The organism is Peribacillus sp. R9-11 (assembly GCF_031345095.1).
Taxonomy (GTDB): domain Bacteria; phylum Bacillota; class Bacilli; order Bacillales; family DSM-1321; genus Peribacillus; species Peribacillus butanolivorans.
Genome location: NZ_CP133763.1, coordinates 2,605,875 through 2,625,432, shown reverse-complemented (window position 1 = coordinate 2,625,432; position 19,558 = coordinate 2,605,875). Strand labels below are relative to the sequence as shown.

The window sequence follows — 19,558 nt, the reverse complement described above, 5'->3', positions numbered from 1 at the left end:
TGTTCAGGTTTCTTTACACTCTATTTATAACCTCAAAAAAAGTGTAAGCCTTTTCATACACTTTTCAAATTACCTCTCGTTTAATGAACGGATTTCTTAACACATTCATAAAAAATCCAAACAAAGAAAACTCGCCGACTTACACAAGTGTCGTAGGTTCCTAATAAAGACCACTACGAAACATCTATATTAATCCTCTAAAAGAGGTTGTTCAAAAGTATAAAAAAGTACCCGTTGCAAATGCACAGGGTACTTTTCTACAATCATAATTCATAAACCATACTTATTCATCTTCTCATAAAGTGTCGTCCGACTCACTCCGAGCCGCTTTGCCGTTTCGGATTTATTACCTGAAGTCATTTCCAGACAAGAAAATATTGTAGCACGTTCGGTTTCTTCCATTACTTCGGCTAAAGTGCGGATTGGGGCTAGTTCTTTGTGACCCGTTATTTCTTCAGGAAGATGCTTGGAATCTATCATTTCCTCTTCATCAACAATATTCAACGCGCGTTCAATGATATTTTCCAGCTCACGAATATTACCCGGCCACTTATAAAAACGAAGTAGCCGTAAAGCTTGATCACTCATACCCTGTACACGCTTTTTCATAAGGTTTTGGTATTTTTCAACAAAATAATTCACCAGAATTTCAACGTCCTCTAATCGCTTCCTTAAGGACGGAACGTGAATTTGCATGACCTTTAACCGATAATACAAATCAAGCCTGAACTCACCTTTTGAAACCATTTCTTCTAGATTGCGGTTCGTTGCCGCGATTACCCGTACATCAATCTGAACACTGCCCGTAGAACCGACCCGTTCAATTTCTTTTTCTTGTAAAACACGAAGTAATTTCACCTGCATATGCAGTGGTAGCTCACCGATTTCATCAAGAAAAATTGTCCCGCCATCAGCTGCTTCGAACTTACCTGCCTTCCCGCCTTTTTTTGCACCGGTGAAAGAACCCTCTTCATAGCCAAAGAGCTCTGACTCTAGCAATTCTGCTGGGATAGCTGCACAGTTCACTTTAACGAATACACCCATGGCTCGTCTGCTTTCATTATGAATGGAATGGGCAAACAGCTCCTTACCTGTTCCGCTTTCACCCAGTATCAACACATTTGAGTCACTTTTAGCTGCAATTCTGGCTTGTACTTTTACTTCCATAAGAGCAGGACTTTTCCCCATAATATGATCAAACGTATAGGATGCTTTATTTCTCTCGCGAAAATCACCTTTATACTTTTTTAGCTCTATTTCCAATAAGTTTACCCGTTTGGAAAGAGCCGTAAATTGCCCGACATTTTTAAATAATATTTTCCCGACCGCCCCTACGATTTTACCTTGTTTCAGAATCGGGGAACGGGTCGCAATAATGTAATTATCTTTAATTTTTTGTAATTCAGCGACTTCCTGTTTGCCAGTTTTGGCTACTAAATGCATACGGGTATTTTCGATGATTTCCGTTACATGCTTCCCAATTGAGCTTTCCTGATCGACCCCAAGAAAATCAGCATATGCATGGCTCAACATTTGTACATACCCTTCCGTATCGACCATAACCAAACCATCATAGGCAAATTCAATAATATCTTTAAAAAGGATTTCTTCATGATTATCAATATTAAGAAAATCATTTTTATTGTTCGTAAATAACAGGAAATAAAATTGATACTCCTCATCAGCCACTTGAACAATCTCTTTTCTAACAATCACATTATTACCGTTCAAATAAATAGGCGTATTTACAGCTGACAATAGATTTTTTTTAATAATCAACGTTGTTTGCTGATCAAATTGATCCTCTGAAAACCCCTCAGATAATACGCGATTGTATAGGACGATTTCTTTTTCGTTTTTCGTTACCAAAATCCCAAAAGGTAATTCTTCCAATATCGCTTTTACTAATTCTAATTGAACCGTTTTATTATCATTGGCCATACCTATTCTCCTTAATCCATCTGATGTTTACCCATTATATCATAGGAAAATAAGACCAAGTCACCTTTACCGTTCAACAATCAGCGCTGTACCCTGCCCGCCACCAATACATAAAGTAGCAAGGCCCGTTTTTGCACCTCTACGCTTCATTTCATACAATAATGTAACTAAAATCCGCGCACCAGAAGCACCTACAGGATGGCCAAGTGCTATCGCACCGCCATTAACATTCACTTTTTCTGGATCCAGTTCAAGGTCCTTCAGCACAGCGAGTGACTGTGCCGCAAAGGCTTCATTCACTTCCATTAAATCAATTTCATCAATTTTCAATCCCGCTTTTGCTAAAGCTTTTTTTGTCGCAGGTACTGGACCGTATCCCATGATTTTTGGATCAAGCGCAGCGTTAGCATATGACTTGATAGATGCTAAAATTTCCAGTCCCAGCTCGTCAGCTTTTTCTTTAGACATCAATACCAGCATCGCACCGCCATCATTGATTCCAGACGCATTTCCGGCCGTAACCGTTCCATTTTCCTTAAAAGCAGGTCGAAGTTTCGTTAGCTGGTCTATCGTTAGCCCATGGCGTGGATGTTCATCTTGGTCAACTAAGACCGTTTTTCCTCTGCGTTTATATTCAACAGGGACGATTTCATCTACAAATCGACCTTCAATTTGGGCCTTTTCAGCTTTCAACTGACTATGTAAAGCAAATTCATCCTGCTTTACACGACTGATTTCCCACTGTGCCGCAATATTCTCGGCCGTTACACCCATATGATACTGATTAAAAACATCCGTTAAGGCATCATAAGTCATTGAATCCACGACCTCGGCATTCCCCATCTTCTGTCCAAAACGGTAATTCGGAAGTAAATACGGGGCATTGCTCATGCTTTCAATACCCCCAGCAAGAATCACATCGGCATCACCAAGTGCTATGAATTGGGCCCCCATAATTACCGTACGGAGCCCCGACCCGCAAAGCTTATTGATGGCCATAGCTGGTGTTGTTTCCGGGACCCCTGCATGAATCGCAACCTGACGTGCCACATTTTGCCCTAACCCGGCCGATAGAATATTCCCAACCAATACCTCATCGATCATGTCAGCCGAAATATTGGCCCGCTTAATTGCTTCTTTAGCTGCTACCACTCCCAGTTCAACCGCTGAAACATTGGCAAGACTACCTCCAAGCGTACCAACTGGTGTTCTTGCTGCTCCTACAATCACTACTTCTCTCATAATACTTCCTCCTTCTCCATTTTTAATTTTCCTAGTTTAATAAAATTACGGTCCCTCTCATTGATTTTCTGAGAAACGGTAGATTCCTCATAAGTGAAAATCCCTTCACCTGACTTCGCCCCAAGCTTCCCCTTTTCCACTAAATCCCGAATAATGATCGGGGCTTGCTTACTTTGGTCCAACTCTGGTGCAACATTATCAAAAACGCGCTGCCATGTATCAAGCCCCCCAAAATCAGCAATCTCGATTGGCCCAGTAAACGCCCAGCGAAATCCAGGTCCCGCTGTAATGGCTGTATCAATATCCTCAGCAGTGGCTACGCCCTCTTTTAAGAGATAAAAGGCTTCCCGCATCAAGGCAGTCTGCAGACGATTGGCAATGAATCCTGCTATTTCTTTTTTTAAAAGAATCGGAGACTTGCCTATTTTACGAATTAAATTAAGTGTAGCCTCGACGACTTCCGGCTTTGTTACATTATGCTGAACAATTTCAACTAAAGGAACCAGATGCCCAGGATTAAAAAAATGCGCGATTATCATCCGGTCCGCAAACGAAGCAGTCTCCATCAATCGAGAAATCGGGAAGGTGGATGTATTTGAAGCAATAATTGCATCCTCTTTCACTATTTGCTCCAATTGTTGATAAAGGTCCAACTTCAATTCAATGACTTCCGGAATAGCCTCAATTATAAAGTCAGCATCCTTGACGGCCTCCTTCAAGTCAACCTTATATGTAATATTAGATAAAGCACCCTGCTTTTCCTGTTCAGTCATAGCACCTTCTTCAATGAGCAGGGATAGATTCTCAGATATTCGATCTTGGGCTTTCGATAGAAACTCTTCTTTAATATCGTTGATAGTGACGAAATACCCGCTAACTGCGAATGACTGAGCGATTCCACTCCCCATTACACCTGAACCGATAATTGCTATATTTTTGATCATCTCGTTTCTCCTTTCTTATCCATGATATTTCCTACATTTTACTCAACTTATATACATGCAATATCCATGCCAACACTAAGAGAAAATAAAAATCTTTTGTTATTTTGAAAATTATGATAGACTCTAAATCAATAACCATCCCCCCATATTTTTATTACCTTCCCTTGATATTTTAAATTTGATTTCATATGAATATTCCCTATATATCAAACTAAACTTTTTGACAGATTTAGACCGTTACATTTTTTTTGGAGGAATGTAATATGGTTAAAGATAAAGTGGCGATCATTACGGGGTCTGCTAGAGGAATCGGTTTTGAAATTGGAAAGATCTTTGCTGAAAATGGAGCAAAGGTCGTTCTTTCAGACCTTAATCAAATTACAGTTGAAGATGCAGCTCTAGATTTAAGAAACAAAGGCTTGGAAGTCACCGGCTTTAAAGCAGACGTAACAAATGAAGAAGAAATTATTCAACTAATCAAACAGACCAAAAGGAAATATGGCCGAATTGATATTTTCATTAATAACGCTGGACTTCAGCATGTTGCTCCGATTGAAGAGTTCCCAACTGAAAAATTCGAACAGATGATCAAAATTATGCTAACCGCTCCATTCATAGCAATTAAAAACGTTTTGCCCATTATGAAAGAACAAGGTTTTGGCAGAATCATTAATATCTCTTCCATTAATGGACTGATTGGATTTGCTAATAAAGCAGCGTACAATAGTGCAAAACACGGTGTAATTGGATTGACGAAAGTCGCCGCCCTTGAAAGCGCATCTTCGGGAATAACAGTAAACGCCCTTTGCCCAGGATACGTGGACACACCTCTCGTACGCGGCCAACTGGAAGATCTAGCAAGAACAAGACAAGTGCCACTAGAAAGCGTTTTGGAAGAAGTTATCTATCCGCTCGTCCCACAAAACCGCTTACTCGACGTAAGCGAAATCGCCGATTATGCCATTTTCCTAGCAAGTGACAAAGCCCGAGGCATCACCGGCCAGGCTGTTGTGTTGGATGGTGGTTATACAGCTCAATAAAAAGAAAAGAGCTCCTACCAGAGGATTATAACCCGGATAAAGGACACTTAATAAAGCGCCCTTTATCTGGGTTTTCTTTATCCTACGAAGGAAACAAATAATAAATAAGGTGTTATTTTTTATTGACATTAAAAATGGTAGGTCATATCCAAACAAAAAAAGAAAGAAAAAAAGAGTTAGTAGCCATTAACCACTCACTCCGTAGATTTCAATTTCATAGGTACAAAATAAATTCATACTATTTAATCTTAAAGTTATGATTGAGAGTGCCTAAAAATTTAAGAAGTTCTCAAATTTAAATTGGAATAATTTCTAAAAAAACGTCTTAAAAATCTCTTGGTGCTGACTACATTCATTGCAGATATATTCTATTTCTAATGCATCTTCTCTCACTGTATGAACTGTCTCTTTTTTACAAGTTTTACAAAATCTTTCTTCGTATATTTCTTCCATTACTAATCACTCTCCATGTTCATATTGTCTTTTTTTACATTATTTTGTGTAGCTATTATATTTTGTGAATAATTTAAGGAAAAATACCATTTTTTCCTGAAGGACCTCCATAATGAAAAAGAAGAAAAGAATTCAGAGACAAAAAAACAACATTATGATGCGATTCCTAGTAACAAGAAGGCTCTGGGTGTCCATATATACGTATCGGCATTTGGTTATAGTAACTTATACCAGAGGCTTTGAATGACTTCAAATGAGTTTTAATATACAATTAATATACATGTATATTAATTGTATATTCGAAGGGAGCACCATGGAAGCAAACCATTATCAGTATATTAAAGAGCAAATTGAATATTATTCATCTAAACCCTTAAGGGAAGCAATATTTTACGTTGTTAAGAATGCAATTATAGAAGGGGTATTTTTACCTGGGGATCGTTTAACGGAAGATGATATCGCCCAACAATTTAACTGTAGCCGTACACCGGTTCGTGAAGCATTGAGAAAATTGGAACAGGAAAACATTCAAGGGTATGGTCAAAAAATACTACTTTACCATTACCCTTGAAAATCACTTTTAAGACTACAATTTAATGCACTACTAGCAAATCATGCGAATAAGGAAGTACTATGCATTGGCTGAACTTTGGCTTTAGGATCAATATAGGCTTTAGCATTATTGACTGCAGTAGGACCTTCACCAAATCCTGTTGTAATTAATTTAACCTTTCCTTCATACGTACAAATATCCCCGGCAGCGTATATGCCTGAAATATTTGTTTCTTGCTTGGAATTAACTATAATTGAATTTTTCTCAAGTTTTAGACCCCATTCTTTAATTGGGCCAAGAGAGGAAATAAAACCATAGTTAACAATTAGGTCATCTATATCAACTAGTTCTTTTTGTTGAGTCTTAGTGTGTTCTAAGACAATTTTAGTGATTTGATCTGCTCCTACCAGCTCTGAAGGAACATATGGTGTTTTGACTTCAACAGACGAATTCATCAATTGGTTTACACTATGTTCATGAGCACGAAATTTATCTCTTCGATGTATCAATGTTACTTTTTCAGCGATAGGCTCAAGCATAAGTGCCCAATCAAGAGCCGAATCTCCACCGCCTAGAATCGCTACTTTTTTTCCTTTGAATCGAGTCATGTCATTCACAAAATAATGTAAATTCTTGTTTTCAAACTGTGTTGCATCTTCTAGTTCTAATTTACGAGGCTGAAAAGCTCCATTCCCTGCAGTAATAATAACTGATTTAGAAAAATGAGTATCTAGGTTTGTAGTGATTTTAAATGTCCCATCTTCTTGCTTTTCAATCAGTTTAACCGCTTCGTCAAGACAAATCGTCGGTTCGAATACCTTCATTTGTTCTTTTAAATTCTCTACCAATTCTTGAGCCCGTACTTTTGGAAATCCAGCTATATCATAAATGAATTTTTCAGGGTAAAGAGCGGTGAGTTGTCCTCCCAATTGTGGAAGACTCTCTATGATTTTCACCTTTGCTTGCCTCATTCCACCATAGAAAGCTGTAAATAAACCTACTGGACCGCCACCAATAATTGTAATATCATCAATCTTCTTTTCTTCTATCATCAGTAATCACCTCGAGTTATACCCTATTAGAATCAATCGTTCTTCTTTCTGGTCATGGATCTATAAATCTTGAAGGGCGGACTTGCCATATTTCTAGTGATATTTCTCATTACAATGATAAGTGATAACAAAATACAAGGAGTCAAAAATGTTAAATATCCGGCTTATGCTTTTCAATGTAGCAATAATAAATAATGTCAAACTAGCGACTTTATTTTCCTTACTAAAAAATAACATGATTCTAAGGAATCATATAAACCTGGTACTAGTTGAGACCATTTTAAGATATCTCCAGTTTAAAAGGATTGCCATCAAAAGAAGCTTGGGCTATTTTTATAGATTCGGTTGGACATCCTTCTAAAGCATCTAGCACATTCTCCTCTAATTCATCAGGGATGACCGCTGTTCCTTCATTATTATCTAATGTAACAAATGCAATACCTTCTTCATCGTAATCATAAATTTCAGGAGCTGTAGCTCCACATGCTCCACAAGCAATACAAGTTTCTTTATCAACAATCGTATAATTAGCCATTTCCCCTCGTTTTCTCTCCTTTCTAAGTTCCAGTTTCTACCCAAGGCTCATACAAATCTGGTTGTAGAAATCTGGCTATTTCCTATGCTTTTTCTATTTACTCATTCTTGTTCAGATTTTCTATGTTTCCAAATTAATGCTTCACTGAGTATTGATAATTACTCATTATGTAAGTCCTAAGTGTTCAGACACTTTAATATGAACACATATTTTAGCTGGTAATTGAATGACATTCGTTTACGTATCAAAACGTTCTAGCAATTCAATAATCACTTTATATGTCGATGTCGTGTCCATATATGCATATCGTCCTTTTCCGTTATAAAAGTTACCTGTCTGAATGACCGGATAACCCATTTTTTCCAACATCTTCATTTTCTCATCCATATCTTTTACGACAAACGAGATATGGTGAACTCCTTCCCCATACGTTTCAAGATGATGCTTCCAAGTACTCGGAGAATCGCCCGGCTCAATCAATTCAATTTGAATTAATGGCGTATTGAAAAATATATATCTTGATTTTCCTTCGGTAGGCTTTCCTTTGTAAATCACATTTGTTACCTCAGGGGAACCAGAGTGAATGATCGACGGTTTTTCCATATCTAGTAATCTACAGTAGGCATCCGCAGCCGCATCAAGGTCTTTAACGACAATTGCAAGCTGTTCTACTTTGTTAGTCCCTAAAAGCGGCTGAACGCTATCATCTTCCGGTTTTTCCCACACTGTTTGCCTCGGTTCTGCACTCTCAAGCAGTTCAACTAACGTTTTATGATCATCTAGTGTATCTACATACACGTACCGGCCGTCACTCGAGGTAAATTCACCTGTTTGCAATACTGGATATCCACTTTTCTCCATCACAGGAAGCCTCTTTTGGATAGAGTCAACATCAAAAGCAATATGATGAATTCCTTCACCTACTGTATCCAAAAACTCACGCATTGTTCCTGGATTTTTATCCGGTTCTATGAGTTCGAATTGGACGGTTGGTGTATTAAGAAAAGCCAGTTTAGATTTTGAATCTGTTGGTTCACCTTTAAAAATCACCTTCGAAACAGTACTGTCACCAGTTAGAAATGGTTCAACCTTCTTAATGCCTAACAATTTTGTAAAAGCTACATTAGCAGATTCAATATCTTTTACAACAAATGCAAGCTGATTAATATTTCTATTGCCTAATAGTGATTCAGTCATGTTTATAAACCTTCTTTCTAAAGTCTATTTATTCTAAACATTCATTCAGCCAAGTCCCCTCACTGACAATCCACCATCACTAGAAATGACTTCACCGGTAATCGCGCGCGCTTCGTCAGAAGCTAACAGTACATACGCAGCAACGTGATCTTCTGGCAACTGGGCAAGTTGAAGTGGGTTTCTTTTTTTAATGCTGCTTGCTTTTGTATCATTATCCACGACTTTAACAAATGGGCTCAGAGGTGGAATGACCGATAATGCTGTCAGTGTGCCACCAGGCGCTACAGCATTTACCCGAATATTTGGAGCGAGTTCGAACGCAAGTTGGCGCATTAATCCGATTTGAGCGTGCTTGCTTGCTGTGTACCAAACGCCACCTCCATCAGGATAGAAACTTGCACCAGATACAGTAAAAATAATATTGCCATTAGATTTCTGCAGTTCTTCAAGTGCTGCTTTCGCACCGAAGAAAGAGCCTTTAACGTTAATATTGAGCAGGAAATCATATGCTTCGGAAAGTGCATCGGGAGTTACGTCGGCAAATTTAGCAAATCCATCGAAGACTCCTGCATTAGCGACGAGAACATCTAACTTCCCAAATTGCTTAACAGTGGCCTGTACAGCCTTCTCATTGTCTTCGTATTTACTTACATCTCCTTGGTTAATGAGAATTTCTTCACCAAATTCCTCTTTCATTTTCTTTAGCGTTTCTATAGAGCGGCCGATAATGCTGACTTTTGCCCCTTCTTGTATAAAACGTCGAGTGACAGCTTCTCCTATACCCGAATTACCACCAGTAATCAACACTACTTTATCTTTTAAGGCCATTGCCATTGTAACCAACCTCCTTGTTATCTTTTTTACGATACTTACTGTTATACGAAGATAGCGAGGTTCCTTGTATTTATTGTTGTTTGATCAACAATGAATATCCGTTTGGAAAGTTTCCATTTACCATCTTCGAATATGAATTCATCATTTCGTTCCCCCGAAATCAAATCGTGTTGAATATCAGTGCTACGGCTTCGATAGATAAGTAGATAGCTCTTAACGACCGCCTTTTCACCTTCAACAAAGTCTTTAACACGCACGTTGCTGACAAAACGCCGCGTTCTGGAAGGAGGAATTTCTGCCCATGCATAATCCGTTTTCAAACGATCTACGCGGAGCTTAAGTAATTCAATATCATCATTAAATGTAAACATTTTAGTTGAATAATCCGGACGTTCAACTCCTTCCTTATTGACACGTACAGGCATTTGATAACACAAACTCGAATGCATTAGATCGAACCATTCATCAAATTCAATATCATCAAGTAATTGTGCTTCATCATACAACCACTGTTCAAATTCACATTTAACAAGCATTTCTTCCACTTTCATTTTTCTTCCCCCTCCCGCTTATCATTTCGTCATTAATTCCAACCAGTATTTATAAAAATTCCGTTGACTTGCTTCTGTAAATTTATCATCGTAAGCAACACCTGGTCCGATAAAATCAACAGGTTCGCGATGAAGACCCATTGTATAATTATAAGTTAAATTCTTTAGAAAAGGCATCGGACCCTGGGCGGCTTCAGTAATGTCCGTAAATACTTCCGTGTCATCTTGCTCAAAAATGCCAGATGGGCTAAACGTCAAGATAAACGAATCTCTTGAACGATCTTTCCAATCTTGAGAGGCGTTTTTTTCAACGAGCATCCAAGCGATTACTTCCATCTTATTGTGACCAATTGGCCGCCACATTCTAATTGAAGTGTTAGAGATAAACTGGTCTTTAATTTTTGTATGAGAAATTAAAAATGATAAGTTCGGGAAAACGTTTCCAATCATATTTTTTAAGTTTGATAATACTTCATATTGTTCTTCTGACAAATTACTTTTAAATTCATTTTTCAATTCTTCCGGGAAAGCAAAATCAGGGTTAGGTGTTCCTAAGTTTAGTCCATGTCCGTTTTCCGTATGAATTTGAAAACCACGCTTTGAATACGTTGCATTAGGTACCATTCCTAGTTTTGCAATTGAACCATGTGTGACCATCGTATGATAGGAATCACCAACAAAGTTATCAGAACCTACTTTCCAGTTAGAACTAACAACAAATCGTTGAGGGACCCCGATTACTTCCATTTCTGCCCGTCCTACAAGGATATCTAAATACCATTTAATATCACCTAGAAACTCTTCAAGCGGCTCTACATCTTCATTCCATGTTCCAAATAAAAGACCTTTATAGGATTCAAGCTTCACTTGGTGAAGCCCCATTTGTGAACGATCAAGCGTCCCGCCATAAATATCTTTTTGAAGTGGCACACCCACAAGCTCTCCTGTGTTTTTAAAGTTAAATCCATGATATGGACACGTAAATAAAGTCTTGTTACCTTTGTCAGCCCGACAAAGTTTCATTCCACGATGGGTACACATATTATAAAAAGCACGAATTCCCCCTTCATTATCACGTGTAATAATGAGCGAATATCCTGCGAGGTCACGTGTCATGTAGTCTCCTTTGTTCGGGACTTCAGATTCATGACCGACAAAGACCCATGTTTTCAAAAATACTTTTTCATGTTCTATATCGTAAACCGTTTGATTGCCTAGGAGGTAAGCAGGTATTACTCCTTCCTCTGGTTTGACCGTTTCGTTCAAATAGCTAACAACTTGCTGTTTCGACATTTCTTCTATGGATTTATCAGTTTTAAGCATACTTGTAGTCTCCCCTCTATGAACATGAAATGACTTAAATCAATTATTACCCAATTTGAACACTCTTCTCTTTGTTTTGCAGAGTAGCCAATACACTTAACGCAGCTAAGTAACTCGTTTTCGGATTGTTTGGCATTGGATCATTTTCTACTTCAAGTTTAAGTTTTCCGAATGAACCTGACGCTTCAATAAGATGAATATTTTTCAATACATATGGATCGGCAATGATTTTCACTTTCGTCTTTTCAGACCCGAGACCAGCCAAAGACAATACAATAGCAACATTAATATTTCTCGGAAACTGCTTAATTGCTTCCGCAGCAGAACCTTCGAATAATACCGTTTCTTCTTCTAATGAAGAACCTGCAGGCAACGCGCTAGGCGGTTTTCTCGTTGTGATACTCACGGATTCAAGTCCATTAACTGCTTTTGCCGATTTAAGTACATCGAGACCTCCGATTGCACCGGACGGGAGGAAAATATTAACGTTATTTTTTTGGCAGAGGCGTTTAATATTGTCTTCATAAGCAGCATCGGCCATTACACCTATGCTGCTTAATAAAAGATTTTTTCCGCTTTTTATCACTTTCAATGCGTACTCTTCAGCAGCTTCAATTGTCGCTGCTTCTATGACTAAATCCACATCTGAATTAAGGAGAGAGTCAACATCACTATACGACTGTGTCCCAAATTCTTCAACTAGTTGAGCTGCTATTTCTTCACGGCGTGCATAAATCGAAACGATTTTCCCTCCTGGAAGAAGTCCGTCTTTATTTATTGCCTGAAGCAGAAATTTCCCGATATTACCGCATCCAATTAGCCCTAGTTTCATGTAATTTCATCCTTCCTCAATCAGCAAACCCATATGAGTCTGCAAAGAATTCAAGTCCACAATGTCTCGTTTCGCGGGAAACACCACTTTCTTTTAAACCAGGAAAATCGAGGGCCAATTCGTTGAAAACGGTATGGTTATTATGGAAAACCGCTCCTGCTTCGAGACGATCGGCCATCGCTATAGCTAATTCTTCATTCACAGTCCAAACAGACGCACGCAAACCAAATTCACTATCATTCGCTAACCTTACCGCTTCATCAACATCAGAGAAAGGCAAAATAGGGATGACTGGTCCAAATTGCTCGACCCGGACCACTTCGCTTTGCTGATCGACTCCTGTAATAATAGAAGGAAGCATATAATAACCTTGATCCCATGTTTCTGGATTAAGTTGTATCCCAGTAGTGACAACTTTTCCACCAGACTTAGCCGTACGTTCGATCAACTCATTCACAAAGTCAAACTGTGCTTTATTATTCAATGGCCCCATTGTTACATCAGGCTGAATGCCATCACCAACCACGACTCGGCCAAACTCTTTGGTTAATTTTTTCACAACTTCGTCAAAGCGTGATTCATGGACATACACTCGTTTAACAGCAGAGCATACATGGCCTGCAGCTCGTAAAATACCCATTCTCAAACGTTTGATTGCTGCTTCATCCATGTTGGCATCTTCCAAAATAATAGCAGGATCATTACCTCCAAGTTCCATATAAACTTTTTGTAGATTTCCTGCTGATTTCTTCATAATTTCTTTTCCAGTTTCTGTACTGCCGACAAAAGCAACGGTACGCACACGAGAATCAGAGCAAAGTGTGTCTCCGATTGCTTTTCCTGAACCAGACACAATATTAATGACTCCTGGCGGAAAATGTTCAGCTACCACTTTTAAACAAGTCATTATCGTTAACGGACAATTTGTAGCAGGTTTCACAACAACAGTATTGCCTGCTAAAATCGCTGGTATGACTCGTTTAAATGTCAAAATCATCGGAGAGTTCCACGGTGTGATGATTGCCGTGACACCTCTCGCTCTTCTTCTGACTTGTACATTTTGATTTCCTGGGAGCACTTCTGGTTGCCACCAGTTAAGTACCTCTGTTGCACAACCCTTCATGACCTCAACACAACGTAGTAAATCCTTTTTAGCTTCAACAAGCGTTTTTCCATTTTCTCGAACAAAAACTGTGACATTTTCCTCAATTATTTTAGCCAGTTCCTCTGCCGCTGTATTCATCCGGGTAGCCCGGTCCTTTACATCAGAGCGAGACCAGGTTTCATAAGCCTTAACTGCCACTTCTATCGTTTCATTTACGATTACTTCAGAACAAATTGCCACTTGGCCGACTACTTCTGACGTGTTTGCGGGATTGATTACATCAACTGTTTCTGTTATTTCTTTCCATTCTCCATTAACAAGGTATTTACCTGAAACAACCGGATATGTCGAAATCATTCTCAATCCTCCATTAAAGTTTTTTTGGTTTAAATGCTTCGGCTGCTCCTGGAGGTCCACCAAACGGCTTTGCCATTGGTCCCACAGCTTCCATATCAACAACGATCATTGAAGGCTTACGTCTTTCTTTTGCTTTTTTCAGTTCGCTTACAAATTCATCCCCAGAACCAATCCGTACAGCATCAAAGTGCATGGACTCAGCAAGTTTCACAAAATCTGGACTCAATAAATCAACTGCTACCTGGCGCCCATAGGCAGCTTCTTGAATATTGCGGAGAACACCGTAGCCTGAGTCATCAAATAATACAATGATAACAGGTAAATTTTCTTCAGCTGCAGTAACCATTTCCCCGACATTAACCATAAAACCACCATCTCCAGCCATCAGCACAACTGTTTTATCTTGACAGCCCATTTGGGCGCCAATAGCTGTTGGAAGGCCTTGACCAATTCCGCCACCAGATGCATGAATTGAGGTTCTCGGTTCATAAATTTCAAATAAACGGCTGCCCCAAACGTTTGCCTGAACAGTAACATCTCGAACAATAATGGTATCGTTCGGCAAATTTTCTCTCATGCCATCTACAAATTGCTCATACGGTCCAAGCGTTGCACGCAGTTGTGCGCGCACTTCATTTCTAAGTGAACGGACTTCACTTACATAAGAAGGATCTGCATAAACTGACTTTTCTTCAAGCTTTTGAATGAGGGCCGCTAACATATCTTTCGCATCGCCAACCAAACCTATTGTCGACTTATAGTTACGGTTAATTGCCTGCAAATCTGCATCGATTGCAATATGCTCTTCAGGTACTGGTACTTTCCAGTTGGACGTTTCATTCCCTCTAAAACGAACACCTACGCTGATTAACAAATCCGCATTTTGCAAAAACTCTTTTGTGGACTCATAAGCCGCGAAATGTCCTATGCATTGCTCGTGGTTTTCGGGAATCGAACCTTTTCCTGATTGGCTTGTTATAACTGCTGCACCAAGAAGTTCCGCCAATTTTTGCAGCTCTTGCGAAGCATTAGCACTTATGACACCACCTCCGGCCCAAATCACTGGACGGCGCGCTTCAACCATTTTTTCCACGGCTTGTTCAGGAATAAATGCCGTTGATTGTTTTTCAGATGTTGCAACTTGTATTCCATCGAGAGAAATATCCTCAATAATTGCCGATTGATAGTCAATTGGAATTTCCAATGTAACTGGTCCAGTTGGCGCAGTTAACGCTTCTTGAATCGCCTTTCTTACAACCGCAGCTGATTGTGCCGGATTTCTAAGCCTTACAGCATTTTTACAAGCACCGCTCATCATCGAGAGCTGGTCTTTACATTCATGTATGTATCCTCTACCTGTTCCAAGATATGTTGAAGCGACTTCGCCGGTAAGATGAAGAAGGGGAACACCAGCGGCCCAAGCTTCTACTAATGAACCTGCTGCATTTCCTGCTCCTGTACCTGTACTAGTAATTACTACACCTAGTTTTCCAGTCGCACGTGCATAACCATCGGCCATATTGACTGCACCGCTCTCTCCACGTGAACAGATGAGTTTAATGCTTCCTTCTCTAAGAATCGCATCATAGATAGGCATATTATGAATACTGACAATCCCGAAAGCAGCTTCTACGCCAGCTTGCACTAGCTCTTTTACGATGGAATCAGCGGTCGTAAACTCTATTTCTTCTTGTTTTTTCATATTGTTATCCTACCTTTTTTAAGTAATATTATTAAAGCGCTTTACCGATTGCTCCTGCAGTTTCAATCGTCGATCCAGCTACATAACTAGCTTTATCTGAAGCAAGAAATACAATAACACTAGCGACTTCTTCCGCCTCACCTACACGGCCAAGTGGAATATTCCGTTTTTTCGCAAGATCTCCATAATATTCTTCCGGATCCATATCAGGTGCATTTTTCAATCTTCTGCGCTCCCATTGATCAGTCCGTATCAATCCGAGGCTAACTGAGTTCACCAAAATATTGTCAAAGGCTAGTTCCTGAGATAGCGTTTTGCTTAAATTTAAAAGACCCGCCCGTGCTGCTGCCGTCGCTACCATGTGACGCTCAGGTTCTTTTGCAAGCGTTGCATTAATATTGATAATCCGCCCGCCACCCCGTTTAACTAGATGTGGATGCGCAGCACGAACGGCATATATGATAGCAAAAAACTTTAATTGAATTTGTTCATGCCACTGTTCATCTGTAATATCAAAAAAGTAACCCATCACGCTTTGTCCAGCTGCATTCACCAATATATCGATCCCGCCAAACTTTTCTGCAGTACCATTAATAAATGAATCCACATCCGATTTAGAAGTAACATCACAAGTTGATGCCAAAATATTTTCTTTGTCCCCAAATGACAGCAAGTGACTTTGGGCATTTTCCATACGATCTTTGCTTCTTCCGCAGATAGCTACTTTTGCACCTTCACCTAGAAACATTTCTGCTGTTTTTAATCCAACACCAGACGTGCCTCCCATAATAACAGCAACTTTCCCTTTCAAGCCTAAATCCATCTCGTCACTCCTTTTATAACAGGTTTTTCTTACACGATATAGGGCTAAAAAAGAACAAGATGTTACATCTCAAGTGAATCTATAACGTCCTGCCCGATGACAATGGGAGGTAAAGAATTCCGCGAATTATATCTTTTTCCACTCATCTTTGACCTCATTTCTCTCCAATTAACGAAACATCAACTTTAGAATCTACCCAGCCTAGATCCGGTTCCCCCCCCATTGCTTTACGGGCTTCAGGCTTCGGGGGTCCTGCAATACCCCATTGATCCATTAAGTGAGGTACTCGTTTCCAAACACGTGCTCTCCACTCAGATTCATCTTCAATCGTTTCGAGATAGCATGTATACTCCATAACAAAACCGCCTAGATCCTGGAAATAACAGAAAATATTGTCTCCCGGCCCATGACGTCCAGGTCCCCAAAGTTCTGACAGTCCTGCTTTTCGAACGTTACTTATACCACGCATTAGTTCATCGACAGAATCAACCTCATAAGCAATATGATTGACTGAAGCATGTTCATCTTGGTTGAATGCTATGGAGTGGTGTTTCCGGTTGCACCTTAAGAAAGACATTTGGTGCTCGCTCCAATCAGTAACTTTAAAACCAAGTACATTTGTATAAAACTCTACAATCATATCTAAGTTTTTTGTATTCATGACGACATGATTCAATTTCACAGGATCTACATTTTTCTTGTTCCAAATTGACGTTTGAACTTCCACCCATGCTGAAAGCTCAATAACACGGTTTTCAGGATCAATAAATCGAAGTCCATAACCAGCACCAGCTTCATCCAAATACCCGGGTTGTTCGATAATACGCACGCCTTTTGATTGTAATATTTCAGCTGCACGATCCACTGCGTTTTTATCGACCATTCCAAATGAGATGTGGTGCAAACCACGCTTTTCTCCTTTGTAAAGGCTTAAAATATGATGTTCTGGGCCAGCCCCGCGAAAATATACTGTATTCTCTTCTTCTGGAACATCCACTCTATCCAAGCCCCAAACCTTCTCATAAAACTTTGCCTGTTCTTCAAAGTTCGGAGTGATCAAACTAATATGCCGTAAATGAGTAATTCCAAGCATCTTTTTATGCCTCCCATTAAATAGATTGCTTTTTTGATAGATTGTCTTGCTCACCTTTAACAATCTAATCGAAAGGGGCGCCTCATTATTTTTCATAATGTAGGTGCCCCTCTTCTTTTAATTGATCAGTCTTTAATGATGGCTTCTCTTTCCTTGGACCGTTGTTTTCGTAATTCTTCAAGCTCGCTACCTTCTGGATATGTTGGCAAATTAGGCTTCACCGCTCCAAGCATAACAAGCATGCGCGCCTCTTCTTTCCCATCATTTCTAATTCCCCGATACACTCCCGGAGGGTTGCTTATGCAGTCTCTTGCACTCAATTTAATCTCATGTACTTCGCTGTAGCTGTCTTCTTGAATCAACGCTGTAACTTCTCCCTCAAGAATGAAAAATACTTCTTCTACATCATCGTGGAGATGTAACGGCCCGACACATCCCGGAGGAAGCACCATTGTACTTAGTGTAAAATGTTCCCCTGCAATTACATTTGTATCATTATTCGCTGTGGCACCTCGTCCAATATATCTCATTTGAGCACGTCTATAAGCTGGATCAATTTCCTCTTGGAACTTTAAGACGTTCCAATCGAGTGTACGGTCTTCCAAGCGTGCAACATATTTTTTTTCAAATTCTTTCACCGAAAAAGTTTCATTTGTCATTTTAAAAATCCTCCCTTATTTGTTGTTTCTAAATCTCATATTGTTTCATAAGCAAAACATTGTTTTATCTATGAATTAATTCTAAAATGAAAGCCCTTCATTGTCAAGATAAGTTTTTAGAATATTTGAAACTTTATTTATAATCAAAACAACCCTTTTTATGAACATATGTTCAAGCGCCTTATTCAACAGGGGGCTGGAACTATAACATTCATAAATTTTTTTAAAACGACAAAAAAGTGCGGATACCCATAAAGACTGGGTACCCACACTTTTGAAAAAGGTTATTCATTTTTCAGATTAAAAATCCAGCTTTTTAGACGTCCTTATGATGAAACATATTTCCTCCACTGTATCCCATATGAGAGGATAGCTGTTGAGAAACTTCCAGTAATTTCGGCAAGGCAATTTTATCGATAAAATCTTCCTGATAAGCAGATTCTGTTGCCACCACATTCAAAGCAGCCAATACTTTTCCAGTCCGGTCAAATATCGGCGCTGCTACAGAACGGATACCAGGGTGAAACTCCCCGCTTGTCATCGAATATCCTTTTTGCCGAATAGTTTCCAACTGCTTCTGGAATTCCCCCGGCGCTGTAAGGGTTTTGTCTGTATAAGGAGTGAGGTTAGTGATTTGGAACATTTGCATTAACATTTCTTTTGGCTGATAGGCCAGCAGTAATTTCCCATTGGCTAATGCGTGTGCTGGTAGTCGCAAACCAATGTTCACATTGACAGCTGATACACCTCTGATTGGGGCACTACCTACATATACCACTTCCTGACCATCCAAGATGGACAAATGACAAGATGCTCCGATTTCATCACGCAGCGTCTCCATATAAGGTTGGACAATTTCCTGGAATTTCAAGCTGTTTAAATAACTAAAACCCAATTCAAGCACTTTTGGCGTTAAATTATAACGTTTTGTATGTTCATCCTGAGACAGGTACCCAATATTTTGTAGTGTAAATAATAAACGATATGGCACCGTTCTGCTTACTCCCAGTTGTTTCGCTATTTCTGAAAGCGATAAACTCGGCTGTGATTCATTAAAAAGCTTAATGATTTCCAATCCTCTTACTAATGAATTGGCACTATACTTCTCTTTCTCTTCGCTTGCCATTCAAGTATTCCTCCCGTTGTAAATTCATTACATTTCGGCGTCGCAAAAAACTATGCAGAGGAGATACCTTCAACTATTTTAATCTTTTCTACACTGAAATAAAAAAAGATAGAGACAATTTAGAAATCTATCTTCATGCAACCATTCATCGATTAAGAAAAAGTAGAAAAATGTAATTCCCGACTTCAACATAGCT

At 39.3% G+C, this 19,558-nt stretch carries 18 protein-coding genes; 2 read left to right on the top strand and 16 right to left on the bottom strand.

Going from position 1 to position 19,558, the window contains the following annotated elements:
• Positions 1-270: 270 nt before the first annotated feature.
• The 3 genes from RE409_RS12775 to RE409_RS12765 form a co-directional block, all read right to left on the bottom strand.
• Positions 271-1,941 (bottom strand): sigma-54 interaction domain-containing protein, encoded by a 1,671-nt coding sequence (locus RE409_RS12775; protein WP_201249509.1) that lies wholly within the window; start codon positions 1,939-1,941, stop codon positions 271-273.
• A 66-nt stretch (positions 1,942-2,007) separates the two neighbouring features.
• Positions 2,008-3,183: an acetyl-CoA C-acetyltransferase gene (locus RE409_RS12770; protein ID WP_201180694.1), complete on the bottom strand. Its 1,176-nt coding sequence runs from the start codon at positions 3,181-3,183 to the stop codon at positions 2,008-2,010.
• Entirely contained in the window at positions 3,180-4,127 is a 948-nt protein-coding gene (locus RE409_RS12765) for a 3-hydroxyacyl-CoA dehydrogenase family protein (protein ID WP_309559076.1), read from the bottom strand. The genes RE409_RS12770 and RE409_RS12765 overlap by 4 nt, the downstream gene beginning before the upstream one ends.
• A gap of 263 nt (positions 4,128-4,390) precedes the next feature.
• On the opposite strand from RE409_RS12765, the gene RE409_RS12760 reads away from it, so the two are divergent.
• Positions 4,391-5,167, top strand: a complete 777-nt coding sequence (locus tag RE409_RS12760) for a 3-hydroxybutyrate dehydrogenase (RefSeq protein ID WP_201224660.1) — start codon at positions 4,391-4,393, stop codon at positions 5,165-5,167.
• 766 nt (positions 5,168-5,933) lie between these two features.
• Positions 5,934-6,191 (top strand): GntR family transcriptional regulator, encoded by a 258-nt coding sequence (locus tag RE409_RS12755; protein WP_201249511.1) that lies wholly within the window; start codon positions 5,934-5,936, stop codon positions 6,189-6,191.
• A 41-nt stretch (positions 6,192-6,232) separates the two neighbouring features.
• Here RE409_RS12755 and RE409_RS12750 read toward each other — a convergent pair whose 3' ends face one another.
• The 13 genes from RE409_RS12750 to RE409_RS12690 all read right to left on the bottom strand — a co-directional run bounded on the left by RE409_RS12750 (position 6,233) and on the right by RE409_RS12690 (position 19,362).
• Positions 6,233-7,225: an NAD(P)/FAD-dependent oxidoreductase gene (locus RE409_RS12750; protein ID WP_201249512.1), complete on the bottom strand. Its 993-nt coding sequence runs from the start codon at positions 7,223-7,225 to the stop codon at positions 6,233-6,235.
• A gap of 280 nt (positions 7,226-7,505) precedes the next feature.
• Entirely contained in the window at positions 7,506-7,760 is a 255-nt protein-coding gene (locus tag RE409_RS12745) for a ferredoxin (RefSeq protein ID WP_201180701.1), read from the bottom strand.
• 237 nt (positions 7,761-7,997) lie between these two features.
• A complete protein-coding gene (locus tag RE409_RS12740; RefSeq protein ID WP_201249514.1) occupies positions 7,998-8,957 on the bottom strand; it encodes a VOC family protein in 960 nt (319 codons plus the stop codon).
• A 45-nt stretch (positions 8,958-9,002) separates the two neighbouring features.
• Positions 9,003-9,791, bottom strand: coding sequence for an SDR family NAD(P)-dependent oxidoreductase (locus RE409_RS12735; RefSeq protein ID WP_242485426.1), 789 nt, complete (start codon positions 9,789-9,791; stop codon positions 9,003-9,005).
• Between the two features lie 41 nt (positions 9,792-9,832).
• A complete protein-coding gene (locus RE409_RS12730; RefSeq protein WP_201180703.1) occupies positions 9,833-10,342 on the bottom strand; it encodes an aromatic-ring-hydroxylating dioxygenase subunit beta in 510 nt (169 codons plus the stop codon).
• A gap of 21 nt (positions 10,343-10,363) precedes the next feature.
• Positions 10,364-11,665 carry an aromatic ring-hydroxylating oxygenase subunit alpha gene (locus RE409_RS12725; protein WP_053345929.1) on the bottom strand — a complete coding sequence of 434 codons (1,302 nt, stop codon included), beginning with the start codon at positions 11,663-11,665 and terminating at the stop codon, positions 10,364-10,366.
• A gap of 46 nt (positions 11,666-11,711) precedes the next feature.
• Positions 11,712-12,497: an aspartate dehydrogenase gene (gene nadX / locus RE409_RS12720; RefSeq protein WP_201224666.1), complete on the bottom strand. Its 786-nt coding sequence runs from the start codon at positions 12,495-12,497 to the stop codon at positions 11,712-11,714.
• Between the two features lie 16 nt (positions 12,498-12,513).
• Complete coding sequence (locus tag RE409_RS12715; protein WP_309559075.1) at positions 12,514-13,959, bottom strand: aldehyde dehydrogenase family protein; 1,446 nt, start codon at positions 13,957-13,959, stop codon at positions 12,514-12,516.
• Positions 13,960-13,972: 13 nt separating this feature from the next.
• Entirely contained in the window at positions 13,973-15,661 is a 1,689-nt protein-coding gene (locus RE409_RS12710; RefSeq protein ID WP_201180707.1) for a thiamine pyrophosphate-binding protein, read from the bottom strand.
• Positions 15,662-15,692: 31 nt separating this feature from the next.
• The gene (locus RE409_RS12705; protein WP_201180710.1) at positions 15,693-16,484 is read right to left on the bottom strand and encodes an SDR family oxidoreductase; all 792 of its coding nucleotides are present in this window, start codon (positions 16,482-16,484) and stop codon (positions 15,693-15,695) included.
• Positions 16,485-16,638: 154 nt separating this feature from the next.
• Positions 16,639-17,577 (bottom strand): VOC family protein, encoded by a 939-nt coding sequence (locus RE409_RS12700; protein ID WP_309559074.1) that lies wholly within the window; start codon positions 17,575-17,577, stop codon positions 16,639-16,641.
• Between the two features lie 125 nt (positions 17,578-17,702).
• Entirely contained in the window at positions 17,703-18,236 is a 534-nt protein-coding gene (locus tag RE409_RS12695) for a cupin domain-containing protein (protein ID WP_309559073.1), read from the bottom strand.
• Positions 18,237-18,552: 316 nt separating this feature from the next.
• Positions 18,553-19,362 (bottom strand): IclR family transcriptional regulator, encoded by an 810-nt coding sequence (locus RE409_RS12690; protein WP_201180712.1) that lies wholly within the window; start codon positions 19,360-19,362, stop codon positions 18,553-18,555.
• Between the last annotated feature and the right edge of the window lie 196 nt (positions 19,363-19,558).

Excerpts from the sequence above, each read along its gene's own strand:
- RE409_RS12775 (WP_201249509.1), bottom strand. The coding sequence starts at position 1,941 with ATGGCCAATGATAATAAAACGGTTCAATTAGAATTAGTAAAAGCGATA.
- RE409_RS12770 (WP_201180694.1), bottom strand. The coding sequence starts at position 3,183 with ATGAGAGAAGTAGTGATTGTAGGAGCAGCAAGAACACCAGTTGGTACG.
- RE409_RS12765 (WP_309559076.1), bottom strand. The coding sequence starts at position 4,127 with ATGATCAAAAATATAGCAATTATCGGTTCAGGTGTAATGGGGAGTGGA.
- RE409_RS12760 (WP_201224660.1), top strand. The coding sequence starts at position 4,391 with ATGGTTAAAGATAAAGTGGCGATCATTACGGGGTCTGCTAGAGGAATC.
- RE409_RS12755 (WP_201249511.1), top strand. The coding sequence starts at position 5,934 with ATGGAAGCAAACCATTATCAGTATATTAAAGAGCAAATTGAATATTAT.
- RE409_RS12750 (WP_201249512.1), bottom strand. The coding sequence starts at position 7,225 with ATGATAGAAGAAAAGAAGATTGATGATATTACAATTATTGGTGGCGGT.
- RE409_RS12745 (WP_201180701.1), bottom strand. The coding sequence starts at position 7,760 with ATGGCTAATTATACGATTGTTGATAAAGAAACTTGTATTGCTTGTGGA.
- RE409_RS12740 (WP_201249514.1), bottom strand. The coding sequence starts at position 8,957 with ATGACTGAATCACTATTAGGCAATAGAAATATTAATCAGCTTGCATTT.
- RE409_RS12735 (WP_242485426.1), bottom strand. The coding sequence starts at position 9,791 with ATGGCAATGGCCTTAAAAGATAAAGTAGTGTTGATTACTGGTGGTAAT.
- RE409_RS12730 (WP_201180703.1), bottom strand. The coding sequence starts at position 10,342 with ATGAAAGTGGAAGAAATGCTTGTTAAATGTGAATTTGAACAGTGGTTG.
- RE409_RS12725 (WP_053345929.1), bottom strand. The coding sequence starts at position 11,665 with ATGCTTAAAACTGATAAATCCATAGAAGAAATGTCGAAACAGCAAGTT.
- nadX (WP_201224666.1), bottom strand. The coding sequence starts at position 12,497 with ATGAAACTAGGGCTAATTGGATGCGGTAATATCGGGAAATTTCTGCTT.
- RE409_RS12715 (WP_309559075.1), bottom strand. The coding sequence starts at position 13,959 with ATGATTTCGACATATCCGGTTGTTTCAGGTAAATACCTTGTTAATGGA.
- RE409_RS12710 (WP_201180707.1), bottom strand. The coding sequence starts at position 15,661 with ATGAAAAAACAAGAAGAAATAGAGTTTACGACCGCTGATTCCATCGTA.
- RE409_RS12705 (WP_201180710.1), bottom strand. The coding sequence starts at position 16,484 with ATGGATTTAGGCTTGAAAGGGAAAGTTGCTGTTATTATGGGAGGCACG.
- RE409_RS12700 (WP_309559074.1), bottom strand. The coding sequence starts at position 17,577 with ATGCTTGGAATTACTCATTTACGGCATATTAGTTTGATCACTCCGAAC.
- RE409_RS12695 (WP_309559073.1), bottom strand. The coding sequence starts at position 18,236 with ATGACAAATGAAACTTTTTCGGTGAAAGAATTTGAAAAAAAATATGTT.
- RE409_RS12690 (WP_201180712.1), bottom strand. The coding sequence starts at position 19,362 with ATGGCAAGCGAAGAGAAAGAGAAGTATAGTGCCAATTCATTAGTAAGA.